Below are 24857 nucleotides of genomic sequence, written 5' to 3'. Positions count from 1 at the left end.
GTGGTCATGCCGGGCGAGGCGTTCGGTACCGGTTCCGGAACCGGTACCGGCGTTGCGGCTGGAGTTAACCGCGCCGATACAGGGCCGTCAATACTTCACACCGAGATTGGGCAGGTCTCAACTGCCGGGCGGGCAGAAGGCGTTGCGTGTTCACCTTTTGAACGCGAGAGAGCCGCCGCCCCGGGATCGGGGCGGCGGCTCCGGCATACTGCGGTACGGCCGGGCTATTCCGTGGGCTCGATGCCCGCGCGCAGCAGCCCGTAGGTGTACGCGTCCTCCAGCGCCTGCCAGGACGCGGCGATGACGTTCTCGGCGACCCCCACGGTCGACCAGTCGCCCGTGCCGTCGCCCGTGGTGATCAGGACCCGGGTGGTGGACTCGGTGCCGGTGCGGCCCTCCAGGATGCGGACCTTGTAGTCGATCAGCTCCAGCTTGGCGAGCTGCGGGTAGATCCGTTCCAGGGCGACGCGCAGGGCCCGGTCCAGGGCGTTGACCGGGCCGTTGCCCTCGGCGGTGGCGACGATCCGCTCGCCCTTGGCCCAGAGCTTCACGGTGGCCTCGTTGGCGTGCGTGCCGTCGGGGCGGTCCTCGACGATGGCCCGCCAGGACTCCGTACGGAAGTAGCGCCGGGCCCGGCCCTCGACCTCGCCGCGCAGCAGCAGCTCGAAGGAGGCGTCGGCGGCCTCGTAGGTGTAGCCCTTCAGTTCGCGTTCCTTGACGCGCTCCACGACCCGGCCGACCAGGGCGCGGTCGTCGCCGAGGTCGACGCCGAGCTCCTTGCCCTTCAGCTCGATGGAGGCGCGGCCCGCCATGTCGGAGACCAGCATCCGCATGGTGTTGCCGACCAGCTCCGGGTCGATGTGCTGGTACAGGTCGGGGTCGACCTTGATCGCGGAGGCGTGCAGCCCGGCCTTGTGAGCGAAGGCCGAGACGCCCACGTACGGCTGGTGGGTGGAGGGGGTGAGGTTGACGACCTCGGCGATGGCGTGCGAGATCCGGGTCATCTCGGCGAGGGCGCCCTCGGGCAGCACCTTCATGCCGTACTTGAGCTCCAGGGCGGCGACCACCGGGAAGAGGTTGGCGTTGCCGACGCGCTCGCCGTAGCCGTTGGCCGTGCACTGGACGTGGGTGGCGCCCGCGTCGACGGCGGCCAGGGTGTTGGCGACCGCGCAGCCGGTGTCGTCCTGGGCGTGGATGCCGAGCCGGGCGCCGGTGTCGGCGATGACGGTGGAGACGACGGCCTGGATCTGGGCGGGGAGCATGCCGCCGTTGGTGTCGCAGAGGATGACGACCTCGGCGCCCGCCTCGTGCGCGGTACGGACCACGGACTTGGCGTACGAGGCGTTGGCGCGGTAGCCGTCGAAGAAGTGCTCGCAGTCCACGAAGACGCGGCGGCCCTGTTCGCGCAGGTGGGAGACGGTGTCGCGGACCATCTCCAGGTTCTCGTCCAGCGTGGTGCGCAGGGCCAGCTCGACATGGCGGTCGTGCGCCTTGGCGACCAGCGTGATCACCGGGGCCCCGGAGTTCAGAAGCGCCTTGACCTGCGGGTCGTCGGCCGCGCTGCCGCCCGCCCTGCGGGTCGCACCGAACGCCACGAGCTGGGCGTTCTCGAACGTGATCTCCTGCTGGGCGCGGGCGAAGAACTCCGTGTCGCGCGGGTTGGCCCCCGGCCAGCCGCCCTCGATGTAGCCGACCCCGAAGGTGTCCAGATGCCGGGCGATGGTCAGCTTGTCGGCGACCGTCAGGTTGATGCCCTCACGCTGAGCACCGTCGCGCAGTGTGGTGTCGAAGACATGGAAACTGTCGTCGGTGGCGTTGGCCTTGGTGGTCATGCTGAATCTGACTCCTGTCGGATGAGTGGATCCGGACGATCGGGCTCCACTTGCCCCCATCATCCCGCGCGCTCCTCCCCGGCCCGGGGTGCGGGCCGGAAAACGAAAAAACCCCTCGCGGGTGCGAGAGGTCTGCGCGCGGGTCTGGGGCACGATGTCCGTGCCGTACGGGGTGGTACGGCACGGTCACTGCGGACCGGCGCGCCTGCTGCCAATAATCATGACGAACGAGGACACGGCAGAAGTCTCGCACAGTGACGCGCCCGTGACGGGGGTGTCTCAGGATGCGGTCGTGACCCGCTCGTCGCACCTCTCACGCGGCGCCCGCCGTCAGCGTCTCGTCCAGGAACTCCGCGGCCTGGGCGAGCACCTGCTCCCGGCCCGTCCCCGGAATCCCCACCGTCACATGGACGCTGAAACCGTCCAGCAGCGCCCGCAGCCGGGCGGCGAACCGGTCGGCGTCCACCGCCCGGAACTCCCCGCGCGAGACCCCCTCGGCGAGCAGCGCGACCAGGTCCCGGTGCCAGGCCCCCTCGATGGCGGCCTGCCGGGCCCTGGCCTCGTCGTCCGCGTTCTGCGAGCGGCCCCAGACCTCCAGCCAGAGCGTCCAGTGGGGGTCGCGGTGCCCGGCGGGCAGGTAGAGGTCGATGTACGCGTCCAGCCGCTCGCGGGCGGCCCCCGGTCCGGCGAGGAGGGCACGGCGCTCGGCCCCGAGGCGGTTCTCGCTCCACTCCAGGGTCTGGAGCAGCAGCTCGTCCTTGGTGCGGAAGTAGTAGAGCAGGTGCCCGCTGCTCATCCCGACCTCGCGCCCGAGCCCCGCCATGGTCAGCCCGTCGAGCCCGCGCTCGGCGATGGTGGCCATGGCGGCGGCGAGGACGTCCTCGCGGGGCGGTGCGGCGTGGTGGGTGCGGCGGGGGGCGGGGGTCATGGGCGGGGCTTTCGGGACGGGTCCGGGTTCAGATCCCGGGCTGCTGCCGGGGTCAGATCCCTGGCTGCTGCGGGGGTTCAGATCCTGGGCTGCTGAGGGGTTCAGATCCTGGGCTGCTGCTGGGTGATGCAGTGGATGCCTCCACCACCGGCGAAGATCGTACGGGCATCGACCAGGGTCACCGTACGGTCTGGGAACAGGCTCCGGAAGATCGCCGCCGCCTCCTCGTCGCGCGGGTCGTCGAAGGCGCAGAGGACCACGCCGTCGTTGCAGAGGTAGTGGTTGATGTAGGAGTAGTCGACCCACTCCCCGTCCTCGTCGCGCAGCACGGTGGGCGCGGGCACCTCGACCACCTCCAGCGGGCGCCCCCTGGCGTCCGTGGCGGCCCGCAGCACGGCCAGGAGCTCCCGGCTGACCTCGTGGTCGGGGTGGGCCGGGTCCGGCTGGACGTGGGCGACGACGGTGCCCGGGCGGACGAAGGCGGCGACGATGTCGACATGGCCGAGCGTGCCGTACGTCCCGTAGTCACCGGTCAGTCCGCGCGGCAGCCAGATGGCCTTCTCGGTGCCGAGGCGGGCGTGGATCTCCGCCTCGACCTGCTCGCGGGTCCACTCGGGGTTGCGCTCCTTGCCGAGCTGGACGGTCTCGGTGAGCAGGACGGTGCCCTCGCCGTCGACGTGGATCGCGCCGCCCTCGTTGACGAGCGGGGAGCTGTGCGCGGGGACACCGGTCAGCTCGGCGACGGCCCGGGCGATGTGCTGGTCGCTCTCCCAGCGGGCCCAGCCCTGGGCGCCCCAGCCGTTGAACTTCCAGTCGACGGCGGCGAGCGCCCGGCCGTCGGTGACGAAGGTGGGCCCGATGTCGCGCATCCAGGCGTCGTCGAGCGGCCGCAGGACCAGTTCCACGTCCGGCCCGAGGAGCGCCGCCGCGCCCTCCTCCTGCCCGGGCCCGACGACCATCGTGACGGGCTCGAACCGTCGTACGGCCCGGGCGACGGCGGCCCAGGCGTGGCGGGCCTCGTCCAGCTCGGCGCCGGAGGCGAAGGTGGGGTTGGGTCCCGGCCAGGCCATCCAGGTGCGCTCGTGGGGCGCCCACTCGGGGGGCATGCGGAAGGGGGCGGGGGCCGGGGTGACTGCCATGGGGGGCTCCTGGACTCGATTATTTGAGTGCCACTCTAACGGCGGCCGAGGCTGGAACGGAAGTTTCCTCATGGCCTTTCGAGTGGCACTCTAATCTCCGGGGACGGAAAGGCCGCACCGGCGGGAAGCCCGGTGCGGCCTGATCCTGGACTGAGGAGCCCCTAGCCGAGCGGGTGCATCCAGCCGTGGGCGTCCTCGACGACACCGCGCTGGATGTCGAGAAGACGCTCCCGCAGCTTCATGGTGACCTCGCCGGGCTCGCCGCCGCTCTGGGTCCACTCGCCACCCTCGGACTTCACCAGGCCGACCGGGGTGATGACGGCGGCGGTGCCGCAGGCGAAGACCTCGACGAGGGTGCCGTTCGCGGTGTCCTCGCGCCACTGGTCGATGGAGATCCGGCCCTCCTCGGAGCCGTAACCGAGGTCGCGGGCGACCTTGAGGAGGGAGTCGCGGGTGACGCCCGCGAGGAGCGAGCCGGTGAGGGCGGGCGTGACGATCTTCTTGGAGCCGTCCTCCTGCTCGTACACGAAGTACAGGTTCATGCCGCCGAGCTCCTCGACCCACTTGTGCTCGACCGCGTCGAGGTAGGCGACCTGGGCGCAGCCGTGCTCGGCGGCCTCGGCCTGGGCGAGGAGGGAGGCCGCGTAGTTGCCGCCGGTCTTGGCGTCGCCCATGCCGCCCGGGACTGCGCGGACGCGGTTCTCGGAGAGCCAGATGGAGACGGGCTTCACGCCGCCGGGGAAGTAGGCGCCGGCGGGCGAGGCGATCACCAGGAAGAGGTACTCGTTGGCCGGCTTCACGCCGAGGCCGACCTCGGTGGCGATCATGAACGGGCGCAGGTAGAGCGACTCCTCGCCACCGTGCGCCGGGACCCACGCCTTGTCCTGCTGCACCAGCGCGTCGCAGGCCGCGATGAACGTCTCGACGGGCAGCTCGGGCATGGCCAGGCGGGCGGCCGAGCGCTGGAAGCGGCGGGCGTTGGCGTCGGGGCGGAAGGAGGCGACCGAGCCGTCGGGCTGGCGGTAGGCCTTGAGGCCCTCGAAGATCTCCTGCGCGTAGTGCAGGGTCATGTTGGCCGGGTCCAGCGACAGCGGGCCGTACGGAACCAGCTCGGCGTCGTGCCAGCCGCGGCCCTCGGTCCAGCGGATCGTCACCATGTGATCGGTGAAGTGCCGGCCGAATCCGGGGCTGGCCAGGATCGCCTCGCGCTCCGCGTCGGACAGCGGGTTCGAGGAGGGCTTGAGCTCGATCGTGGGCGTCGTCATGAGTGCGTGTCCTTCACCGGTCTTGTGTGTGATGGACCGCGCCCACGCCCGTTCATGCCCGACGCTTTTCGGTCAGGTCCTAGGACGTCCGAGCTTTACCGCGAGCCACGGCCCCGCGTTCGATTATCACTCGCGGGGGGCCGTGCACGAAACGGTGTGAATGCGGTCCAGGGGTCGATGGTGGCACCCGGTGGCCGCACAGGTGAAGCCGCCGGGCGCTGTTGCGACCCGGCGGCTTCGAAGTGGAGTCGTCGGGTCAGCTCGCTACGCGTACCGCGAGGGCGTCGCCGATCTCGTCGGTCGTACGCGTGGCGGCCCCGTCGCGCTCCGCGAGATCGGCGGAGACGGCGTCCTCGATGCGTACGGCCTCGGCCTCGTAGCCGAGGTGGCGCAGCAGGAGGGCGACGGAGAGGACCGTGGCGGTCGGGTCGGCCTTGCCCTGCCCCGCGATGTCGGGGGCGGAGCCGTGGACCGGCTCGAACATCGACGGGAACGCGCCCGTCGGGTTGATGTTGCCGGAGGCGGCCAGGCCGATACCGCCGGTCACGGCGGCGGCGAGGTCGGTGAGGATGTCGCCGAAGAGGTTGTCGGTGACGATGACGTCGAAGCGCTCCGGCTGGGTGACGAAGAAGATCGTCGCGGCGTCGACGTGCAGATAGTCGGTGCTGACCTGCGGGTACTCGGCGGCGACCCGGTCGAAGGTGTTCTTCCACAGGTGGCCGGCGTAGACGAGGACGTTGTTCTTGTGGACCAGCGTCAGCTTCTTGCGCGGGCGGGCGGCCGCGCGCTCGAAGGCGTCCCGGACCACGCGCTCGACGCCGTACGCCGTGTTGACGCTGACCTCGGTGGCGACCTCGGCGGGCGTGCCGGTGCGCAGCGAGCCGCCGTTACCGGTGTACGGGCCCTCGGTGCCCTCGCGGACGACGACGAAGTCGATGTCGGGGCGGCCGGCGAGCGGGGTCGCGGTGTTCGGGAAGAGCTTGGAGGGCCGCAGGTTGATGAAGTGGTCGAAGGCGAAACGCAGCTTCAGCAGCAGCCCGCGCTCCAGGACGCCGGACGGCACGGACGGGTCGCCGATCGCGCCGAGGAGGATGGCGTCGTGGTTCTTGAGCGCCTCCAGCTCCGCGTCCGGGAGGGTGTCGCCGGTGCGGTGCCAGCGCTGGGCGCCAAGGTCGTACTCCTTGGTCTCCAGCTTCACATCCTGCGGGAGGACAGCGTTGAGGACTTTGAGGCCCTGGGCCACAACTTCCTGGCCGATTCCGTCACCGGGGATCACTGCGAGATCGATGCTGCGAGACATGCGGGAAGCCTAACGGTGCGTCCCACCCCATGACATCCGATGTCCACCATACGGACGCGGCAAGGGTGTTCGGGGTGGGGACGGTGCGCGCGGGCGGTGCGCCTGCGACTCCGGGGCCGCAGGCGGTGGGCCGGTGACTCAGTGGGCCGGTGGCTCAGTGGCCGGTCTCGCCACCGTTGTCGCGGCGGTCGAGGGCGCGCTGGAGGGCGGCGGCGGCGTTCTTGCGCTCGGCCTCGGCCGGACGGGAGCTGCGGCGGACGCGGCGGGTGGTGGTGTTGGCCATGATGGATCGACTCCTTGAGATCGCATGGATGCCGGGAGGGGCGGGCGGGCAGGCGCATCGCGATGCAGTGCCGTGCAGGACAGCGCCGTGCGGGGCATTGCGGGGCGGTGCGGTGCCGGGGCCGGGCCGGGATCGGATTTCGAGGCGCCGGAAGGGGCGGGGAGCGTACGCCGCAGGGGTTACCTGCTTCGGGGCGTGCGCCCGCGACCGCCGCAGTCGCTCGATCGAGCGATTCGTTCGGCTCCTACCAAGCTAGGACAGCCGAGCCGCTCTGTCTCCACAGTTAGTCGGACTTCCTACTATCTGAGACGGCCTCCACTCCGCGCTCCGCCCGCAGTTCCCGGATCAGCGCGCGTACGGCGAGGGATCGCGCCTGCTCAGGCGTGGTGACGTAGCCGATCGAGCGCGTGGGCCGGTCGGGTCCGAGAGCGGTGATGTCCATGCCGTCGGGTGCGCCGCGCAGGGACAGAGCGGGCATGATCGCCATGCCGAGACCGCGGGACACCATCGAGAGCACCGCTCCGTCGTCCTCGGCCTCCACGGTCGCCCGGGGGATCCACTCCTGGGCCGCCCACCAGTCGCGGGTGTACGAGGTGCAGTTCTCGGCCCAGTCGACCAACGGCAGGCTCCGGGGCGCGGCGTGCCCGGCGGGGTGCACCAGGGCGTACTCCTCCTCCAGCAGCACTCCGCCCACCAGCCCGGGCGGCAGGGGAGAGGTGGTCCCGAGCGTCGCGACCGCCACGTCGGCCCGCCCGTCCAGCACCTCGCCCGCCGTGCCCGGGCCCAGCTCGCGGACCATCCGCACCACCGGCTCGATGCCCGGATGGCGGGCGGTGAGGCGTTCCAGTGCGGGCGGCAGCAGATACAGGGCGGCGCTGCGGAACGCGGCGATCCGCAGCGGTCCGCTCACCGTGTCCGCGGAGCCGGGCCCCGCCGCGATCCCCCGGGCCTCGGCACCCAGCACGTCGAGCAGCCGCAGGACGCGCCGGGCGTGGCCGGCGACCGCCGCCCCGGCAGGGGTGGGGGTCGCGCCGAGGCGGCCCCGGTCGAACAGCACGGCGCCGATCTTGCGCTCGCTGGTGCGTACGGAGTGGGACACGGCGGACTGGGTCATGCCGAGGGCCTGGGCGGCGGTGGAGAACCCGCGGCCCTCGGCCACGGCGACGATGACGCGGAGTTCACGCGGGGCGAGGTCCGTCATCGCGACCCGCACCACCCGCCGCGCAACGCCCGAGACCTCCGCCCGAACGCCCGTGACCTCTGCTTATGAGAGCTGTTCATGGAAACGATTCTTCCATCGACGCCACCCCCTGCCAGAACACTCCCGGCCCCTTCTACCGTCAGCGGCATGACGACACAGCGCACCGCCCGCACCTTCCGGCTGACCGCCCGCCCGGACGGCTTCCCCACGCCCGACCTCTTCGCCGCCGACACCTCCCCCGCACCGGAGCCGGCCCCCGGCACAGCGCTGGTGGAGAACCTGTATCTGTCGGTGGACCCCTACCACCGGGAGGAGATGGACGGCGGCTGGGAGCTGGGCGTGCCGCTGGAGGGGCGGGCGCTGGGCCGGGTGACGGCCTCGCGCGACCCGGGGCTGGCGGAGGGCGATCTCGTCCTGCACCGCGAGGGCTGGCGGACCCATGCGCTGGTCTCCCTCGGCACGGCCGGGGTGCGCAAGGTCCCGGCGTACGAAGGGGTCCCGCTCACCGCCCACCTCTCACTGCTCGGCGGCACCGGGCTCACCGCGTATGTGGCGCTCACCCGCACCCTGGAGTTCCGGCCGGGCCAGGACCTGTTCGTCTCCGCGGCCGCGGGCGGGGTCGGCACGGCGGTGGGGCGGATGGCCCGGCTGCTCGGCGCGGGGCGCCTGATCGGCAGCGCCGGGTCGCCCGCGAAGGTGGCCCGGCTGACCGGGGAGCTCGGCTTCGACGCGGCCTTCGACTACCACGAAGGACCGGTCGGCGAGCTGCTGGCGAAGGCGGCGCCCGACGGCATCGACGCGTACGTCGACAACGTCGGCGGGGACCATCTGGAGGGCGCGATCTCGGTGCTCCGCGAGCACGGCCGGATCGCGTGGGTGGGTGCGATCTCCCAGTACCACTCGGCGCACGAGCCGCCCGCCGCCCCGCGCAACCTGTTCGACATCGTGGGCAAGAGCCTGCGCCTGGAAGGGGTGATGGTCCGCAACCACTACGACGTGCAGCAGGAGTTGGACGCCCTTCTGGTGCCGCATCTGCGGAGCGGGCTGGTCGTGCCGGACGTCACCGTGGTGGAGGGGTTCGAGCGGACTGTGGACGGGTTCCTCGGGATGCTGCGGGGCGAGAACACCGGGAAGATGCTGATCCGGATCGCCGACTGAGCGCGTCGGGCGCGCCCCTCCCCGGTCACAGCGGATCGCCGTCACAGGAGGCCGTCACAGCAGGTCGCCCTCCCGCCAGTCGAAGGCGAGCGGGTGGGCGGGGGCTGGCAGTGGGCGTCCGGCCGCGGGGCGTACGTACGTGCTTCCCTCCTCCTCGGGGAGCGGGACCGGGCCGTCCGGGCCGAGGGCGGTGAGGCGGCCCGGCCACACCTGCCAGCCACGTGCCGCGTACAGGGCGGCGCCCGCGTCGGAGGCGGACAGGGCCCCGAAGTCGTGGGCCGTGTCGATGACGTGTTCCAACGCGGCCATCACCCGGTGGCCGAGGCCGCCCCGGCGGTGGCCGGCTCGGACGGCGACGGCTTCGACGTATCCGACGCGGTAGGAGCGGTTCGCGTGCAGGACGCGGCGCTGGACTACGGCGCCGTGGGCGACCAGGAGGCCGTCCTCGTCGTGGATCAGGGCGTGGATGCCGCCGAGTGCGTGCTCCCAGTCCTGGTCCGCGAAGTCGCCGTCGAAGGCGGTGTCGAGCAGGGCGCGGATCTTCGCGCGCTCGGCGGCGGTCAGCTCGAAGGTGTGGACGGTACGCACGGCGGGGGCGGCGCCCGGCCTGGGGGCGGTGTCCGGCGTGGCGGCAGCGTCCGGCCTGAGGACGGCATCCGACCTGGGGACGGCGGGGGCGGGCTCGGTCATGCCGCCCATCCTCGCGCGCGGGCGGTCCGGTCCGCACGTGAGAAAGACCGGTAGCCCGCCCGGACCCGGCGCGTGCCGGTCCGGGCGGACCGTGGAGCGGGGAACCGGTGGCGGATCAGTACACCGTGACGCCGTACGCGGACAGCGCCTCGGTCACCGGCTGGTGGATGGCCGAGCCGTTGGTGCCCGAGCAGCCGGAGCTGCCGGAGTGGATGCCGAGGGCGACGGATCCGGCGAAGTGCGCGCCGCCGCTGTCCCCTCCGGCCGAGCAGGCGGTGGTGCGGACCATGTTGTAGACGGGCCCGTCGCTGTAGTTGACGGTGACGTTGACGGCGGTGACCGTTCCGGAGGTCACCTTGGTCGTGGACCCGCTCTTCCGGATCGCCTGGCCGACGACGGCGTTGCCCGCGGAGGTGATGTCCTGGGTGGAGCCGTTGTAGAGGTCGACGGTTCCGGCGGGCGACGAGCCGTCGGTGTAGCGGACGATGCCGTAGTCGTTGGTCGGGAAGCTGCTGCCCTCCCGGACGCCGATGACCGGACCGCCGGAGCGGGCCGACCAGTTGGCGGAGATGTTGGTGCAGTGTCCGGCGGTCACGAAGTAGCGGGCCCCGCCCTTGGTGACGTTGAAGGCCGCCGAGCAGCGGCTGCCGCCGCCGTGGATCGCGCCGCCGCCCAGCACCTCGCGGCGGAATTCGCCGGGGACGCGCTTGATGGCGGCCGCGCCGCCGAGTCGTTCGGCGACGGCCTCCAGGCGGGCCATGTCGCGGGCGGAGACGGAGGAGTCGGCCTCGACCACGACCTGGTTGGTGCGCGGGTCGACGCCCCAGGAGGTGCCGGTGATCTTCGCCTCGGCCTCCAGGGTGTCCATGGCCGACCGGAGTTCGGCGGCGCTGCGGGTCACCCGGCGGACGGTGGCCCCGGCGGCGCGGGCCTGCTCCTCGGCCCGGTCGGTGGTGACGGTGACGACCAGGTCGCCGGTCCTGCGGTCGAGGTAGCTTCCCGCGGTGTCGGCACCGAGCACGCGTTCGACCTTGGCGTCGAGCGCGTACGCGGACGGGGCGGGGATCGCCGAGGGGGCGGCGGAGGCGGACGGGTCGGCGGCGGAGGCGGAGGGAGCCGCGCCGAGGCCGAGGGCGCCGGCGACGAGCAGCAGGGAAACGCCGAGGCGCGCGCGGGAGTTGCGTCTCATGGGGGGGACTCCTTCTCGGGTGACGTGTGGGGACGTACCGAAAAGGAATTTGACATGTTCATTACCTAACCACAAGGGTGCGTGCCCCGGGGGCATCCAAGGCCGCGCACCCCAGGGGCATCGGCGGACGGTCGGTCCCGGTCATCGGACACTGACCGGGACCCGCTCCCGTCCTGTCCGAAGCACCGCTTCCCCCGGCCTCCGCCACCGCGCACACTGCGCCCATGTCCGACACGACACCCGCACCTCAGCAGTGGTCGCCCACCCATGGCGACCCGTACCGCCCCACGCCCTACCGCCCCGAACGGATCGCCCCGGGGACATCCCTGGCCCATGCCGCCCGGCTGCGCCGCCGGATGGACGAGCGCAGGACCGTCCGCGCCTTCTCCCCCGACCCCGTCCCCGAGCAGGTGCTGCGCGACGCCATCGCCTGCGCGGCCACCGCCCCCTCGGGCGCCCACCAGCAGCCGTGGACCTTCGTCCTGGTCAAGGACCCGGAGGTACGCCGCCACATCCGGGAGGCCGCCGAGCACGAGGAGAAGCTGAGCTACGACGGGCGGCTCGGCGAGGAGTGGCTCGCCGCCCTGCGCCCGCTGGGCACCGACGAGGTCAAGGCCCATATGACGGACGCGCCCGCCCTGATCGTGGTCTTCCAGCAGCGCTACTGGCTGGGCGAGGACGGCACCAAGCGCAAGCACTACTACGTCGACGAGTCGGTCGGGATCGCGGTGGGCATGCTGCTCACCGCCCTGCATCTGTCCGGGCTCGCCGCGCTGATCCACACCCCGAGCCCGATGCGCTTCCTCGGCGAGGTGCTGGGCCGGCCCGAGAACGAGAAGGCGTTCGCCGTGATCCCCGTCGGCCATCCCGCGGACGACTGCGAGGTCCCCGACCTGGTACGCAAGTCGCTGGATCAGGTGCTGGTGGAGATCTGACGGGCCGCCTCGCAGAAAGGCCCCGCCATGGAAACCGCCCCCCGGCCGGTAGGGGGACCGGTCGGGGGGCGGTGCTCAGGAAGGGCTCTCCCGCGGCGGAGAGCCCCTGGGGCCCGGGGCGGCGTGCTGCGGCGCCCCGGGAGGGCGTCAGCCCTGGTGGGGGTAGGTGTAGTCGGTCGGCGGGACCAGCGTCTCCTTGATGGCCCGGGTCAGAGTCCAGCGCTGGAGGTTCTGCGGGGCGCCCGCCTTGTCGTTGGTGCCGGAGGCACGGCCGCCGCCGAAGGGCTGCTGGCCGACGACGGCGCCGGTCGACTTGTCGTTGATGTAGAAGTTGCCCGCGGCGTAGCGGAGCTTGTCCATCGTGTACGCGGCGGCCGCGCGGTCGCCCGCGATGACCGAGCCGGTCAGCGCGTAGTCGGACACCGACTCCATCTGCTCCAGCATGGCGTCGTACTTCTCGTCCTCGTAGACGTGGATCGCGAGGATCGGGCCGAAGTACTCGGTCGTGAAGACCTCGTTCTCGGGGTCGGAGCACTCGATGACGGTCGGACGGACGAAGTAGCCCACCGAGTCGTCGTAGGTGCCGCCCGCGACGACCGTGCACGCCGGGTCGGACTTGGCGCGGTCGATCGCGGCCTTGTTCTTGGCGAACGAGCGCTCGTCGATGACGGCTCCGATGAAGTTCGTCAGGTCGGTGACGTCACCCATCTTGATGGAGTCGACCTCGGCCGCGAACTCCTCCTTGAAACCGGAGTTCCAGATGGAGGCCGGGACGTACGCCCGGGAGGACGCCGAGCACTTCTGGCCCTGGAACTCGAAGGAGCCGCGGGTCAGCGCGGTCTTCAGGACGGCGCGGTCGGCGCTGGGGTGCGCGACGACGAAGTCCTTGCCGCCGGTCTCGCCGACGAGCCGCGGGTAGGTGCGGTAGTTGGCGATGTTGTTGCCGACGGTCTTCCACAGGTGCTGGAAGGTGGGGGTCGAGCCGGTGAAGTGGATACCGGCCAGGTCGCGGTGGTTCAGCGCCACCTCGGAGACGGCCTTGCCGTCGCCGGTGACCAGGTTGATGACGCCCTTGGGCAGACCGGCCTCCTCCAGGAGCTGCATCAGCAGCACGGCGGCGTGGGTCTGGGTCGGGGACGGCTTCCACACCACGACGTTGCCCATGAGGGCGGGGGCGGTGGGGAGGTTGCCCGCGATGGCCGTGAAGTTGAACGGCGTGATCGCGTAGACGAAGCCCTCCAGCGGGCGGTGGTCCATGCGGTTCCACACGCCCGGGGAGTTCGCCGGGGGCTGCTCGGCGAGGATCTGGCGCGCGTAGTGCACGTTGAAGCGCCAGAAGTCGATCAGCTCGCAGGGGGTGTCGATCTCGGCCTGCTGGGCGGTCTTGGACTGGCCGAGCATCGTGGAGGCGGCCAGCGTCTCGCGCCAGGGGCCCGACAGCAGCTCGGCGGCGCGCAGGATGATCGCCGCGCGGTCGTCGAAGGACATCGCGCGCCAGGCCGGAGCGGCGGCGAGGGCCGCGTCGATGGCGTCCTGCGCGTCCTGCTCGGTGGCGCCCGCGAAGGTGCCGATGACGGCCTTGTGGTTGTGCGGCTGTACGACGTTCACACGCTCGCCGCCGCCCATCCGCTTCTCGCCGCCGATGGTCATCGGCAGGTCGATCGGATTGTCGGCGAGCTCCTTGAGCTTCACCTCCAGGCGGGCGCGCTCCGGGGAACCCGGGGCGTAGGAGTGGACCGGCTCGTTGACCGGCGCGGGGACCTGGGTGACGGCGTCCATGGTTGCCTTGTCTCCTTGGTGTCGGCGGGGATGGGTGTGTCGGCCGTGGCCGGTTCAGCCCGGGGTCGGGGCCGGGTGCTCAGCCCTTGGTGAGGACCGAACGGGCGAAGAACAGCAGGTTGGCCGGCTTCTCCGCGAGGCGTCGCATGAAGTATCCGTACCAGTCGGTGCCGTACGCCGTGTAGACGCGCATCCGGTGGCCCTCGGCCGCGAGCCGGATGTGCTCGTCGCTGCGGATGCCGTACAGCATCTGGAACTCGTACTCATCCAGTTTGCGCCCCGCCTGGCGGCCCAGCTCCTGGGCGATGGCGATGAGACGGGGATCGTGGGACCCGATCATCGGGTAGCCCTCGCCCTCCATCAGGATCCTGGTGATACGGACGTACGCCTTGTCGATCTCGGCCTTGTCCTGGTACGCGACGGAGGCGGGCTCCTTGTAGGCGCCCTTCACGATGCGTACGCGGCTGCCCGCGGCGGCGAGCCGACGGGCGTCGTCCTCGGTGCGGAACAGGTAGGACTGGATGACGCATCCGGTCTGCGGGAAGTCCTTCCGCAGCTCCTCGTGGATGGCGAACATCGAGTCGAGGGTGGTGTGGTCCTCGGCGTCCAGGGTGACCGTGGTGCCGATGGCGGCCGCCGCCTCGACGACGGGGCGCACATTGGCGAGGGCGAGCTCGTGGCCGTTCTCCAGCGCCTGGCCGAACATCGACAGCTTGACGGACATCTCGGCGCGGGGGCCCAGGTCCAGGGCCTTCAGACGCTCGATGAGCTCCAGGTACGCGTCGCGCGCGGCCTCGGCCTGCCCGGGGGTGGTGATGTCCTCACCGACGACGTCGAGCGTGACCTCCAGGCCCTTGTCCGCGGCGTCCACGACGATCGGCACGACCTGGTCGACGGTCTCCCCGGCGATGAAGCGGTCGACGACCTGCTTGGTGCCGGGCGCGGCCGAGACGAACCGGCGCATCTTGTCGCTGCGCGATGCGGCGAGAATCACGGGACCCAGCACGGGGTACCTCCACGGATGAACGAACGAAGGGCCGTAACGGTACGTACATGAACGTAGGTGTACAGACATGAACACACTGGTACGGCACGGATAACCACCGTGAAATCTAGGCACCCCGTCGGCCCTGTGCCATCGACACCTGTCACGCATCCGTGGCCGCCATCTCAGACATCTGTCTGAAGATGGCCGGGAGGGGGTGCGAGAATGGCCGGGTGACAGGCGATTACCAGGAACTGGTCGACGAGATCTCCGCCCTCCTCGGCGCCCCGGCCACCCTGGAGAACCGGGACTTCGGACTGGTCGCCTTCGGGGCCCACGACAGCGACGACGACACGGCGATGGACCCGGTCCGCACCCGCTCGATCCTGACCCGCCGCTCCACCCCCGCCGTCCGCGCCTGGTTCGAGGGCTTCGGCATCACCCGGGCCACCGGCCCCGTCCGCATCCCCGCCGCCCCCGAGGCCGGGGTGTTCCGGGACCGCATCTGCCTTCCGGTACGCCATCGGGGTGTCGTCCTCGGTTACGTCTGGCTGCTCGACACCGACCCGGGGCCTGCCGACGAACGGCTGGCCGCCGCGATGGAGGTCACCGCCCGGATCGGGGCGCTGCTCGCCGACGAGGCGCGGGCGGGTGCCGACCTCTCGCGGGAGTTGGGCGCTGTCCTGACCGCCGGGCCGGGGCGGCAGCACGACAGCGCTGTCGCCGCGCTGGGCGAGGCGCTGGGGCGGGACGCGGAGGGGCTGCACGCGGTGGTGTGCGTGACCCCGTGGACGGACGACACGCCTTCGGTACGGGGCGTGGCCTCGGCGGCCGCGCTGGCGACGGTCGCCGCGCCCGGGGCCGCCGGGCCCGCGGCGCTGGCGGCACTGATCCGGCTGCGCTCGGCGGACCGCCTGGACCCGGCCCTGAACGCGGCGGACCGGTTGCGCGCGAGTGGCCCCCCGGCGGCCACCGGGGGGATCGCCGGCCCCCGCCGAGGGCTGGACGAGCTGACGGTCTCGTGGCGGGAGGCGGTGGCGGCGGCCCGCGCGGCCCGGGCGGAGACCCGTCTCGGCCCGGTCGCCCGGTGGTCGGCGATCGGCCCGTACCGCCTGCTGACCGCGCTCCCGGGCACCGGCACGGACGCCGGGGACCCGGCGGTCGCCTCGCTGCTGACCCCGCCGCACCGGGAGCTGGCGCACACGGCGGAGGTGTTCCTGGACTGCGCGGGTCAGGCGAGCCGGACGGCCGCCGCCCTGGGCATCCACCGCCAGACGCTCTACTACCGGCTCTCCCGCATCCAGCAGATCACCGGCCTCGACCTCAACGAGGGCGAGGACCGGCTGCTGCTGCACATGGCGGTGAAGCGGGCGCGGCTGTAGTCCGCTGCACCGGGGCCCGTGACATCGGCCTGCGACGGACGGCGCGGGGCCGAGGCGGGGCGGCTCGCCTTCGGCTGCCGCGCCGCCCTCACGGTCCTGGCCGACAGCCCGCTGACCACCGCGGCCACCGGGCTGCCGGATCTGCCGGTGCTGCTCACGGTCGTCCACGGGCGGCCCGCACACCGCGACGGATCGCTCCGAGACCTGAGTGCGGTGCCGGGAGCGTCACTTGCCGAAGCGGCGTTCCCTGTTCGCGTACGAGCGCAGCGCCCGCAGGAAGTCCACGTGCCGGAAAGCGGGCCAGTAGCAGTCCACCCAGTGCATCTCGGCGTACGCGGACTGCCAGAGCAGGAAGCCGGAGAGCCGCTGCTCGCCGGAGGTCCGGATGATGAAGTCGGTGTGGTCGGCGATCGGCGAGTAGAGGTGCCGGGAGATGTCGTCGATCCCGAACCGCGCGACCAGCTCGGCCGGGTCGCCCCCGGCGGCCATGTGCTCCTCGAAGGCGGCCTTCACCGCGTCGACGATCTCGCGCCGGCCGCCGTAGCCGACCGCCACGTCCACCTTGAGCCCGCCGCGCCCGCTCGTGGCGGCGGTGGCCTCCTTGAGCACCCGGGCGCTGGAGCCGGGCAGCATGTCGAGCGAGCCGATCACCTGGACCTCCCAGTCTCGGCCCTCGGCGGTGATGTCGCGGACGGTCTCCTCGATGACCTCGATCAGCGGGCCGAGCTCCTCGGCGGGGCGGCCCAGGTTGTCGTCGGAGAGCATGAAGAGGGTGACGTGCTCGATCCCCGCGGCGGTGCACCAGCCGAGGAACGTGGTCACCTTGGCGCCGCCCGCCCGGTACCCCTCCCGGACGTCCGTGTGCCCGGCCTTGCGGGCCCACCGCCGGTTGCCGTCCACCATGATCCCGACGTGCTGCGGGCGGGGCAGCCCCACCAGGGTGGCGGCGAGCCGGCGCTCGTACACCGCTTCGATCGGGCGTCGCAGGAACAGGGGGAGCAGCTTCATGGACCTTCTCCATCACGGGATGGGTGGTGCCGAAGGACCCTACCAGCGTCCGCGGCCACCCCCGGCGGGGTCGCACGGGAGCGCGACGGCGGGGCCTGGGGGCCTCACAACGGGCCGTCCGCGCCCTCCGGTTCGACCACCGGCCGGTCGCTGACCAGTGCGGCCAGCACCATCGGCGCGTCCGCGTCGCTGTGACCGACGGTCAGCGCGACCCAGCGCCCGCCCGGGGCCGCTCCGCCGGAGCCGACCGGACCCCAGACGCTCAGGTCCCCGTACAGATCTTCCGCGAACAGCGCCTCGAACAGCGGCTCCACGGGCGAACCGCCCCGCCACCGCAGCAGCGGCCCGTGCAGCGGGACCGTGCGGCGCGGACCCCAGCGGGCGTCCAGTACTCGGGCCAGGGAGTCGAGCCGGGCGGCCGCCGCCTCCTCGGCGTCGTTCCACTCGGGGGCGTACACGCCGGTCAGCGGGTCGCCCTCCCACAGCGGCACGATCTGGAACCCCGCCCCCGTGCTGAGCGTCCACTCGCCGGTGGCCGGGTCGCCCTCGGCGGCGGTGGGGCCGGTGGCCGGTACGGGGGCGGCGAGGAGCTCCTCGACCTCGGCGACCGCCCGGTCCGCCTCGAAGGCCTCCCCGGCCCGGGCGGTCACAGTACCGGCCGGTCCAACGGGCGGGGCAGCGGGGCCAGCGCCCCCGCCTCGCGCAGCCGTTCGTACACCCGCACCACCGTCGCACTGTCGCCGGGGGCCGCGATGCTCAGCAGCTCGCCGCCTGCCGGGAGTTGCTGCCGGACCACCTCCAGGCCGACCGGGATCAGGGCGGCGCGGGCCGGGGAGAGGTAGCCGGTGCGGCCGACGACCGGGTCGCCGACGGAGTACCCGGCGTCGTCCTCCAGGGCGTCCAGCACGTCGTCGTCGCTCACGTCACCGAAGTCCGGCTCCCACACCCGGGCCAGGAGGGACAGGATCTCCTCCTCCGGGACCACGGCGATGTCCGGTGCGTGGAGGACGATCGCGAGCGACTGGAGCAGGAACCGCGGTGAGCCCCCGGCCAGTCCGCTGACCTCCGCCTCCCAGCCGGGCGCCCCCGTGCCGACGAGCCGCAGCCCGGTACCGGTGAGGTCCGACCAGTCGGCCGCGTCCTGGGCGGTCCGCAGCGCGCCGAGCAGACCGTCCCCTCCCGCGGTGAAGGCGGTCGCGGGTCCGCTCCCGTGCACCTGGCTCCAGACGTCGGCCGCCTGCGGGACCAGCTCGGCGAACCCGTCCAGGGTCCGCTGCCACCGGTCGGCCAGGGCCTCGACCGGTTCGGGCCTCGGGCCCCAGAAACCCCGCACTACACGTCGCATTCTCGTCTCTCCTCCGTCGGCCGGCCGTCCCGCGTCGCGCGGCTCCCCCAGTCGCACGCCGACGGGGCCCGGCGGCCGGGGGCACCACGCGTTGCAGGCTACTCGGCCGCTGAGGGCTGTCGGGTCATCCCTGGCGGGACAGCCCTCAGTCGAATGCTTCCGGTTTCCTGGTGCTGTCGCCGGGGTGCGGCTTGGTGTTGATCACCTTGATCGGCAGCCCCTCCTCGCGGAACGCCTTGCGGGCCGCCTTGGCCACGTCCGGGTCGGAGAAGTGCCACTCCACGGCGCGGCCGCCGGACGCCTCCACCTGGGCCCGTGCCTCGGCGACGAACTTGTCCTTGCCGGACGGGGTGAGGCTGGAGCGGTCGGTCTTGGACAGATAGCTGCCGTAGCCGTTCTTGGCCTCCAGGTAGGTCTGCCGGGAGGAGTCCCACCCGTCGTACTCCACGGCCGGTTTGCCCTCGCGCGGGTGCGGTACGACGTACTCCTGGCCCCGGTTCGTCCCGGTGATCTGCTCCTGGTAGCGGAGCCAGGACTCGTTCTTCCAGTTCGGCGCGGGGTTGCGGTCCCGGCCGGCCCAGTAGCCGTCGCCCGCGTCGGCGTCGCCGAGCGTACGGTCCTTGAGGCCCTCGGCCCAGGACGGCGGGTTGTAGTTGCGCGGGTCGGAGGTGTCGTTGCGCTGCGGCTCGGGGTACTTCTTCTTGTCCAGCTCGGCCTTCCGGGCCCGCTCGGGCTCCTCCAGCCGCTTCTGGTCCAGATGCGCCTGGCGCTCCGCCGCCCGCGCCTCCTCGGCCGACTTCCTGGCCGCCTCGTCGCAGCCGCCCTCCGCGAGGATGATCCGGCCCGGCGGGCCGCCCGCCAGCACCCCGGTACCGGAGCCGGGCACTCCACCGGTGCCGCCTCCCCCGTACCGCACCGACGGCGTCCCGGACGCGATGGCACAACCGGTCCGGCGCGCCGCGTCCTCGGCGCTGTCCGCCGCCTCGTCGGCCTCCTTCGCCGCCTTGCGTACGCCGTCCAGGTCGCCCGCCTCCGCGGCTTGCCGGGCCCGGCGGGCGGCCGCGCTCGCGTCGCCCGCCGCGTCGGCGACCTCGGAGGCCGCCTTGCCGACCTTGCCGAGCTTCCCGGCCTTGCTGACCACCTTCGCGACGTTGTAGCCGGGGATGAACAGCGAGCCGACGTTCCAGATCACATCGGTGACGGCCCGGGTCTTCTCCCCGTTGTTCCAGCGCTCACGGACCTCGTCCCCGACGAAGACGTCGTCGCCGACCGTGATCACCGTGTTGACCGAGGCCCCGCCCCAGTCCCGGAGCGCGCCCAGGTAGTCGCCGTCCGCCCACTTGTCGCCCGCGCCCGCGGAGTCAGCCGCCCACTGGTCGGCGAGCCGGCCTCCGTACTCCACGAGGCCCGACCAGGTCTCGGGCTTGAACAGGTCGATGATCCCGGTGATGTCGCCCCAGATCCCGTCGACCACGACGCCCTTGAAGACCTGGGTCGTACGGTCCCAGGCGCAGCCGAAGAAGCCCCAGCCGCCGCAGTCCTCCTTCTCCTCGGCCTGCTCCCCACCGCCCTCGTCCTCACCCTCGGCGGAGGCGGGCACGTCGTAGGCGGCCTCGGGCTCCTCGTGTTTCTCCGGGAAGGTGTCCTCACCGGTGCCGGGACGCCCGGTGTCGTCGGGCCCGCCGGTGCCGCCCCCGGTTCCGCCGGTACTTCCGGAGCCGCCGGACGCGGTGCCGCCGGTGGCGCTCCCGCCCGTACCTTCCGTACCACTGGTCCCACCCGTACCACTGGTCCCGCCCGTCCCCTCAGTACTGCCGGTACCTCCCGTACCTCCCGTGCTCCCCGTCCCGCCCGTCGCATCGCCGCCGGTCGCCCCGCCCGTGGTTGTCGACCCACCGTCAGCGCCGCCGTCGGCACCTCCATCAGCGCCGCCATCAGCGCCGCCGTCCGCACCGCCGTCCGCACCGCCGTCCGCGCTCCCCGACGTACCCCCGTCGGCTCCGCCGTCCGCTCCCCCGCCCGGGCCGTCCCCCGCCTCGACGGAGTCGCTGCCTCCGGACACCGGGCAGGAGCTGCCGGTCAGCGAGCAGATCGCCGACTGGAGGCCGTCGGTGATCCGGCCGCCGAGGCCGCCCACTGTCAGGGCCGCGATCAGCGCGACGACGATCAGGACGAGGCCCAGGTACTCCAGGGCGGTCTGCCCCCGGTCCCGGCGCCAGGTGATCATGTGCGGGAGCGAGAACTTCGGCGGCCGGCCCCGCTCGGCCGACGGCAGCCGGAACCACGCACGGCTCGGCGACCGGCTGATCAGGACGATGATCAGGATCGGCAGGACCAGCTGGGTCAGCCCGTCCGGAGAACCGTTCCCGAGGTTGGCGAGCCCGCCGAGGATCAGCCACCCCTGAACGGCGACGATCCCCCACCGCACCCGCGTGCCGCCGGTCCGTACGTGCCGCGCCAGCAGCGCGCCGAGCACCCCTGGCGCGGAGGCGTACAGCAGGATGCCGAGCACCTCGGCGCCCATCGCGTCCACGGCGAGCGCGGAGCCGGAGAGACCGATCGCGCCCAGGACCGTCGCGCCGAGAAGGACGAGGAGCAGCGCTCTTACGAGGACGAGGGGGCCCGGGATTTCACGCCGCGGGGCGGCGGCCGGGGCCGGCCCTCCCGCTACGGGTATGCCACCGACAGCAGACATACGTGATCCGACCCCCGGTACCCCTGAGTGACCTGATAATCGGTCACCCTAGGGTCGGGGGCCGCCGCGCGTCGTGGGCCCCAGGGCCCAACCCCGGGCCCACCCCGGCGGGTTGGCTGTCCGCGGAAAGCGCTGTACCCGGCGTCCGGGCCTCTCGTACGGGACGAGGGGCCCGGCCACCGGGTACAGGGCGGGGTCGTGCGGGGTGTGTCAGTCGGTGAGGTTCACCGAGCGGGCCGAGGAGGCGCCGATCTCGTCGGCGATCTCGGTCAGCACCGTCTGCGGGACGGTGTCGTCGACGGTGAGGACGACGAGCGCCTCGCCGCCCGCGGCCGCCCGCGAGACCTGCATGCCCGCGATGTTCAGCCCGGCCTCGCCGAGGATCTTGCCGACCGCGCCGACCACACCGGGACGGTCCTGGTAGCGCAGGACCACCATGTGGTCCGCGAGGGCCAGGTCCACGTCGTGCTCGCCGATGGCCACGATCTTCTGGAGGTGCTTCGGGCCCGCCAGCGTGCCGGAGACCGCGACCTCCTCGCCGCTGGAGAGCGTGCCGCGCACGGTGACCACATTGCGGTGATCGGGCGACTCGGAGCTGGTGGTGAGGCGGACCTCGACACCGCGCTCCTGCGCGAAGAGCGGGGCGTTGACGTAGCTGACGGTCTCGTCTACGACGTCCTCGAAGACGCCCTTGAGCGCCGAGAGCTCCAGCACCTTCACGTCGTGCTGGGTGATCTCGCCGTACACCTCGACGTCGAGCCGGGCCGCGACCTCGCCCGCGAGTGCGGTGAAGATCCGGCCGAGCTTCTCGGCGAGCGGGAGGCCGGGGCGTACGTCCTCGGCGATGACGCCGCCCTGGACGTTGACCGCGTCCGGGACCAGCTCACCCGCGAGCGCGAGGCGGACGGACTTGGCGACCGCGATGCCCGCCTTCTCCTGGGCCTCGTCGGTGGAGGCGCCCAGGTGCGGGGTGCAGACGACCTGGTCGAACTGGAAGAGCGGGGAGTCCGTGCAGGGCTCCTTCGCGTACACATCGAGGCCCGCGCCCGCGACGCGACCCTCCTTGAGCGCGGAGTACAGCGCCTCCTCGTCGACGATCCCGCCGCGCGCGGCGTTGACGATGCGCACCGAGGGCTTCACCTTGTGCAGCGCCTCGTCCCCGATGAGGCCGAGGGTCTCGGGGGTCTTGGGCAGATGCACGGTGATGAAGTCGGCGACCTCCAGCAGCTCGTCCAGGCTGAGGAGCTTGACGCCCATCTGCGCGGCGCGGGCGGGCTGGACGTAGGGGTCGTAGGCGACGACCTTCATGCCGAAGGCCGACATGCGCTGGGCGACCAGGACACCGATGCGGCCGAGGCCCACGACGCCGAGGACCTTCTCGCTGAGCTCGACGCCGGTGTACTTGGAGCGCTTCCACTCGCCGTTCTTCAGGGCGGTGTTGGCCTGCGGGATGTTCCGCGCGGTGGCGACCAGCAGACCGCAGGCCAGCTCGGCGGCGGTGACGATGTTGGAGGTCGGGGCGTTGACGACCATCACGCCGGCCTTGGTGGCCGAGGAGACATCGACGTTGTCCAGACCGACGCCCGCGCGGGCCACGACCCGGAGCTTCCTGGCGGCGGCGATGGCCTCGGCGTCGACCTTGGTAGCGGAGCGCACCAGGATCGCGTCGACATCGGCGATCGCGGGGAGCAACTCGGCGCGGTCCGCGCCGTTGCAGTGCCGGATCTCGAAATCCGGACCCAGAGCGTCGACCGTGGCGGGCGACAGCTCTTCAGCGATGAGTACGACAGGTTTCGAGCTCACGTGAGTCCTCACAAGTCCAGTGCGGACGGCCGTCCCGACGGCCGCAGGCGGTGGAGGGGCTAGCCGCGTGGTAGACGCACGACACTGTGGGCCCTGACGCGTGTATGTGTTGAGAAGTGTAGTCATGCGGAGGGCCTTCTACTGCGCCCTGGTGGAAGGATCACCCGCACGGGGTGGACGTGGTGTACACCCGCACAGAACCCGCACCTTCCGGTAGTGCTCCCGGTGATGCGGAGCGGGGCGGGCCCTTCCGGACCCGCCCCGCTCCCCGAGGCCTAGGCCTCTTCGTCGTTCACCCAGCTCATGAGCTTGCGCAGCTCACGGCCGGTGGTCTCCAGCAGGTGGTCGCTGTCGGCCTTCTTGTACTCGTTGTACTTGGGCAGACCGTTGTGGTACTCGGCCATCCAGTTCTTGGCGAAGGTGCCGTCCTGGATCTCGGTGAGGACCTTCTTCATCTCGGCCTTGGTGGCGTCGGTGATGATCCGGGGGCCGGTGACGTAGTCGCCCCACTCGGCGGTCTCCGAGATGGACCAGCGCATCTTCTCCAGGCCGCCCTCGTACATGAGGTCGACGATGAGCTTCAGCTCGTGCAGGCACTCGAAGTACGCGATCTCGGGCTGGTAGCCCGCCTCGGTCAGCGTCTCGAAACCGGCCTTGACCAGGGCGGCGGTGCCACCGCAGAGAACGGCCTGCTCACCGAACAGGTCGGTCTCGGTCTCCTCGGTGAAGGTGGTCTTGATGACGCCGGCACGGGTGCCGCCGATCCCCTTGGCGTACGACAGGGCGAGCGCCAGGCCCTTGCCCGAGGCGTCCTGCTCGACGGCCACGATGCACGGGACGCCGCGGCCCTCCTCGTACTGGCGGCGGACCAGGTGGCCGGGGCCCTTGGGGGCGACCATGCAGACGTCGACGTTGGCCGGCGGCTTGATGAAGCCGAAGCGGACGTTCAGGCCGTGGCCGAAGAACAGGGCGTCGCCGTCCTTGAGGTTGTCCTTGATGGACTCCTCGTAGACCTGGGCCTGGATCGGGTCCGGGACGAGGATCATGATGACGTCGGCCTCGGCGGCGGCCTCGGCGGGGGTCACCACGCGCAGGCCCTGCTCCTCGGCCTTGGCCTTGGACTTCGAGCCCTCGTGCAGACCGACGCGGACGTCGACGCCGGAGTCACGGAGCGACAGCGCGTGGGCGTGGCCCTGGCTGCCGTAGCCGATGACCGCGACCTTGCGGCCCTGGATGATGGACAGGTCGGCATCGTCGTCGTAGAACAGCTCGGCCACTGGGTCTTCTCCTTGGTGTGCAGGTGTTGCGTCCCACCGTACGGCGGGGTGCGTCGTGAGTGTGGTCGGGTCTCGCCATCCGAGCGGGGCGGACGGCCGCCCCGCTCGGGCGCGTCGGCTCAGGCCGAGCGGTCGAGGGCGCGCAGGGACCGGTCGGTGATCGAGCGCGCGCCGCGCCCTATGGCGATGGTGCCGGACTGGACGAGCTCCTTGATGCCGTACTGCTCCAGCATCTTGAGCATCGCCTCCAGCTTGTCGGCCCCTCCGGTCGCCTCGATCGTGACGGCCTCCGGGGAGACGTCGACGGTCTTGGCGCGGAACAGCTGGACGATCTCGACGATCTGGGAGCGGGTCTCGCTGTCGGCGCGGACCTTCACCAGGACGAGCTCCCGCTGGATCGCAGCGGCGGGCTCGAGTTCGACGATCTTCAGGACGTTGACCAGCTTGTTGAGCTGCTTGGTCACCTGCTCCAGGGGCAGGTCCTCGACATTCACGACGATGGTGATGCGGGAGATGTCGGGGTGCTCGGTGGTACCGACCGCGAGCGAGTCGATGTTGAAGCCGCGTCGGGAGAACAGGGCGGTGATCCGGGCGAGGACACCGGGCTTGTTCTCGACCAGGACGGAGAGCGTGTGCTTGCTGGACATGGAGTCGTTCTCTCTC

The 24857-nt window shown here is 71.9% G+C and carries 21 protein-coding genes; 3 read left to right on the top strand and 18 right to left on the bottom strand.

Going from position 1 to position 24857, the window contains the following annotated elements:
* Positions 1-224: 224 nt before the first annotated feature.
* The 7 genes from cimA to RI138_RS24785 form a co-directional block, all read right to left on the bottom strand.
* Positions 225-1832 carry a citramalate synthase gene (gene cimA / locus RI138_RS24815; RefSeq protein ID WP_311121682.1) on the bottom strand — a complete coding sequence of 536 codons (1608 nt, stop codon included), beginning with the start codon at positions 1830-1832 and terminating at the stop codon, positions 225-227.
* 313 nt (positions 1833-2145) lie between these two features.
* A complete protein-coding gene (locus tag RI138_RS24810; protein ID WP_311121681.1) occupies positions 2146-2760 on the bottom strand; it encodes a TetR/AcrR family transcriptional regulator in 615 nt (204 codons plus the stop codon).
* A 101-nt stretch (positions 2761-2861) separates the two neighbouring features.
* The gene (locus RI138_RS24805; RefSeq protein WP_311121680.1) at positions 2862-3899 is read right to left on the bottom strand and encodes an agmatine deiminase family protein; all 1038 of its coding nucleotides are present in this window, start codon (positions 3897-3899) and stop codon (positions 2862-2864) included.
* Between the two features lie 161 nt (positions 3900-4060).
* Complete coding sequence (locus RI138_RS24800) at positions 4061-5164, bottom strand: branched-chain amino acid aminotransferase (protein ID WP_311121679.1); 1104 nt, start codon at positions 5162-5164, stop codon at positions 4061-4063.
* Between the two features lie 256 nt (positions 5165-5420).
* The gene (locus RI138_RS24795) at positions 5421-6464 is read right to left on the bottom strand and encodes a 3-isopropylmalate dehydrogenase (protein ID WP_311121678.1); all 1044 of its coding nucleotides are present in this window, start codon (positions 6462-6464) and stop codon (positions 5421-5423) included.
* Between the two features lie 154 nt (positions 6465-6618).
* Positions 6619-6747, bottom strand: coding sequence for a hypothetical protein (locus tag RI138_RS24790; RefSeq protein WP_096626700.1), 129 nt, complete (start codon positions 6745-6747; stop codon positions 6619-6621).
* A gap of 283 nt (positions 6748-7030) precedes the next feature.
* The gene (locus RI138_RS24785) at positions 7031-7948 is read right to left on the bottom strand and encodes a LysR family transcriptional regulator (protein WP_311121677.1); all 918 of its coding nucleotides are present in this window, start codon (positions 7946-7948) and stop codon (positions 7031-7033) included.
* A gap of 147 nt (positions 7949-8095) precedes the next feature.
* Between RI138_RS24785 and RI138_RS24780 the strand changes: the two genes are divergently transcribed.
* Positions 8096-9106 (top strand): NADP-dependent oxidoreductase, encoded by a 1011-nt coding sequence (locus RI138_RS24780; RefSeq protein ID WP_311121676.1) that lies wholly within the window; start codon positions 8096-8098, stop codon positions 9104-9106.
* Between the two features lie 54 nt (positions 9107-9160).
* Here the strand turns inward: RI138_RS24780 and RI138_RS24775 are convergent, their stop codons facing one another.
* The gene (locus RI138_RS24775; RefSeq protein WP_311121675.1) at positions 9161-9796 is read right to left on the bottom strand and encodes a GNAT family N-acetyltransferase; all 636 of its coding nucleotides are present in this window, start codon (positions 9794-9796) and stop codon (positions 9161-9163) included.
* 115 nt (positions 9797-9911) lie between these two features.
* A complete protein-coding gene (locus tag RI138_RS24770) occupies positions 9912-10985 on the bottom strand; it encodes a S1 family peptidase (RefSeq protein WP_311121674.1) in 1074 nt (357 codons plus the stop codon).
* Between the two features lie 224 nt (positions 10986-11209).
* Between RI138_RS24770 and RI138_RS24765 the strand changes: the two genes are divergently transcribed.
* Positions 11210-11920: a nitroreductase family protein gene (locus tag RI138_RS24765; RefSeq protein ID WP_311121673.1), complete on the top strand. Its 711-nt coding sequence runs from the start codon at positions 11210-11212 to the stop codon at positions 11918-11920.
* 147 nt (positions 11921-12067) lie between these two features.
* On the opposite strand, the gene pruA is transcribed toward RI138_RS24765, so the two are convergent.
* The gene (pruA, locus tag RI138_RS24760; RefSeq protein ID WP_096626696.1) at positions 12068-13699 is read right to left on the bottom strand and encodes an L-glutamate gamma-semialdehyde dehydrogenase; all 1632 of its coding nucleotides are present in this window, start codon (positions 13697-13699) and stop codon (positions 12068-12070) included.
* 79 nt (positions 13700-13778) lie between these two features.
* A complete protein-coding gene (locus tag RI138_RS24755) occupies positions 13779-14705 on the bottom strand; it encodes a proline dehydrogenase family protein (RefSeq protein ID WP_311121672.1) in 927 nt (308 codons plus the stop codon).
* 212 nt (positions 14706-14917) lie between these two features.
* Between RI138_RS24755 and RI138_RS24750 the strand changes: the two genes are divergently transcribed.
* The gene (locus RI138_RS24750) at positions 14918-16066 is read left to right on the top strand and encodes a PucR family transcriptional regulator (protein WP_311121671.1); all 1149 of its coding nucleotides are present in this window, start codon (positions 14918-14920) and stop codon (positions 16064-16066) included.
* 225 nt (positions 16067-16291) lie between these two features.
* Here the strand turns inward: RI138_RS24750 and RI138_RS24745 are convergent, their stop codons facing one another.
* The 7 genes from RI138_RS24745 to ilvN form a co-directional block, all read right to left on the bottom strand.
* Positions 16292-17074, bottom strand: a complete 783-nt coding sequence (locus RI138_RS24745) for an isoprenyl transferase (protein ID WP_096626693.1) — start codon at positions 17072-17074, stop codon at positions 16292-16294.
* 104 nt (positions 17075-17178) lie between these two features.
* A complete protein-coding gene (locus RI138_RS24740; RefSeq protein ID WP_311121670.1) occupies positions 17179-17724 on the bottom strand; it encodes a hypothetical protein in 546 nt (181 codons plus the stop codon).
* On the bottom strand, positions 17721-18419 hold the full coding sequence (locus tag RI138_RS24735; RefSeq protein ID WP_311121669.1) for a hypothetical protein: 699 nt from the start codon (positions 18417-18419) through the stop codon (positions 17721-17723). The genes RI138_RS24740 and RI138_RS24735 overlap by 4 nt, the downstream gene beginning before the upstream one ends.
* Positions 18420-18564: 145 nt before the next feature.
* Positions 18565-21114, bottom strand: a complete 2550-nt coding sequence (locus RI138_RS24730) for a Tox-REase-5 domain-containing protein (RefSeq protein ID WP_311121668.1) — start codon at positions 21112-21114, stop codon at positions 18565-18567.
* Positions 21115-21324: 210 nt separating this feature from the next.
* Complete coding sequence (serA, locus tag RI138_RS24725) at positions 21325-22917, bottom strand: phosphoglycerate dehydrogenase (RefSeq protein WP_311121667.1); 1593 nt, start codon at positions 22915-22917, stop codon at positions 21325-21327.
* A gap of 275 nt (positions 22918-23192) precedes the next feature.
* Positions 23193-24194, bottom strand: a complete 1002-nt coding sequence (ilvC, locus tag RI138_RS24720) for a ketol-acid reductoisomerase (RefSeq protein ID WP_096626688.1) — start codon at positions 24192-24194, stop codon at positions 23193-23195.
* 119 nt (positions 24195-24313) lie between these two features.
* The gene (gene ilvN, locus RI138_RS24715; protein ID WP_096626687.1) at positions 24314-24841 is read right to left on the bottom strand and encodes an acetolactate synthase small subunit; all 528 of its coding nucleotides are present in this window, start codon (positions 24839-24841) and stop codon (positions 24314-24316) included.
* Positions 24842-24857 lie beyond the last annotated feature (16 nt).

It is taken from the genome of Streptomyces durocortorensis (genome assembly GCF_031760065.1).
Lineage (GTDB): Bacteria > Actinomycetota > Actinomycetes > Streptomycetales > Streptomycetaceae > Streptomyces.
The sequence above is the reverse complement of the archived record's forward strand: the minus strand, read 5'-3'. Positions and strand labels throughout refer to the sequence as shown.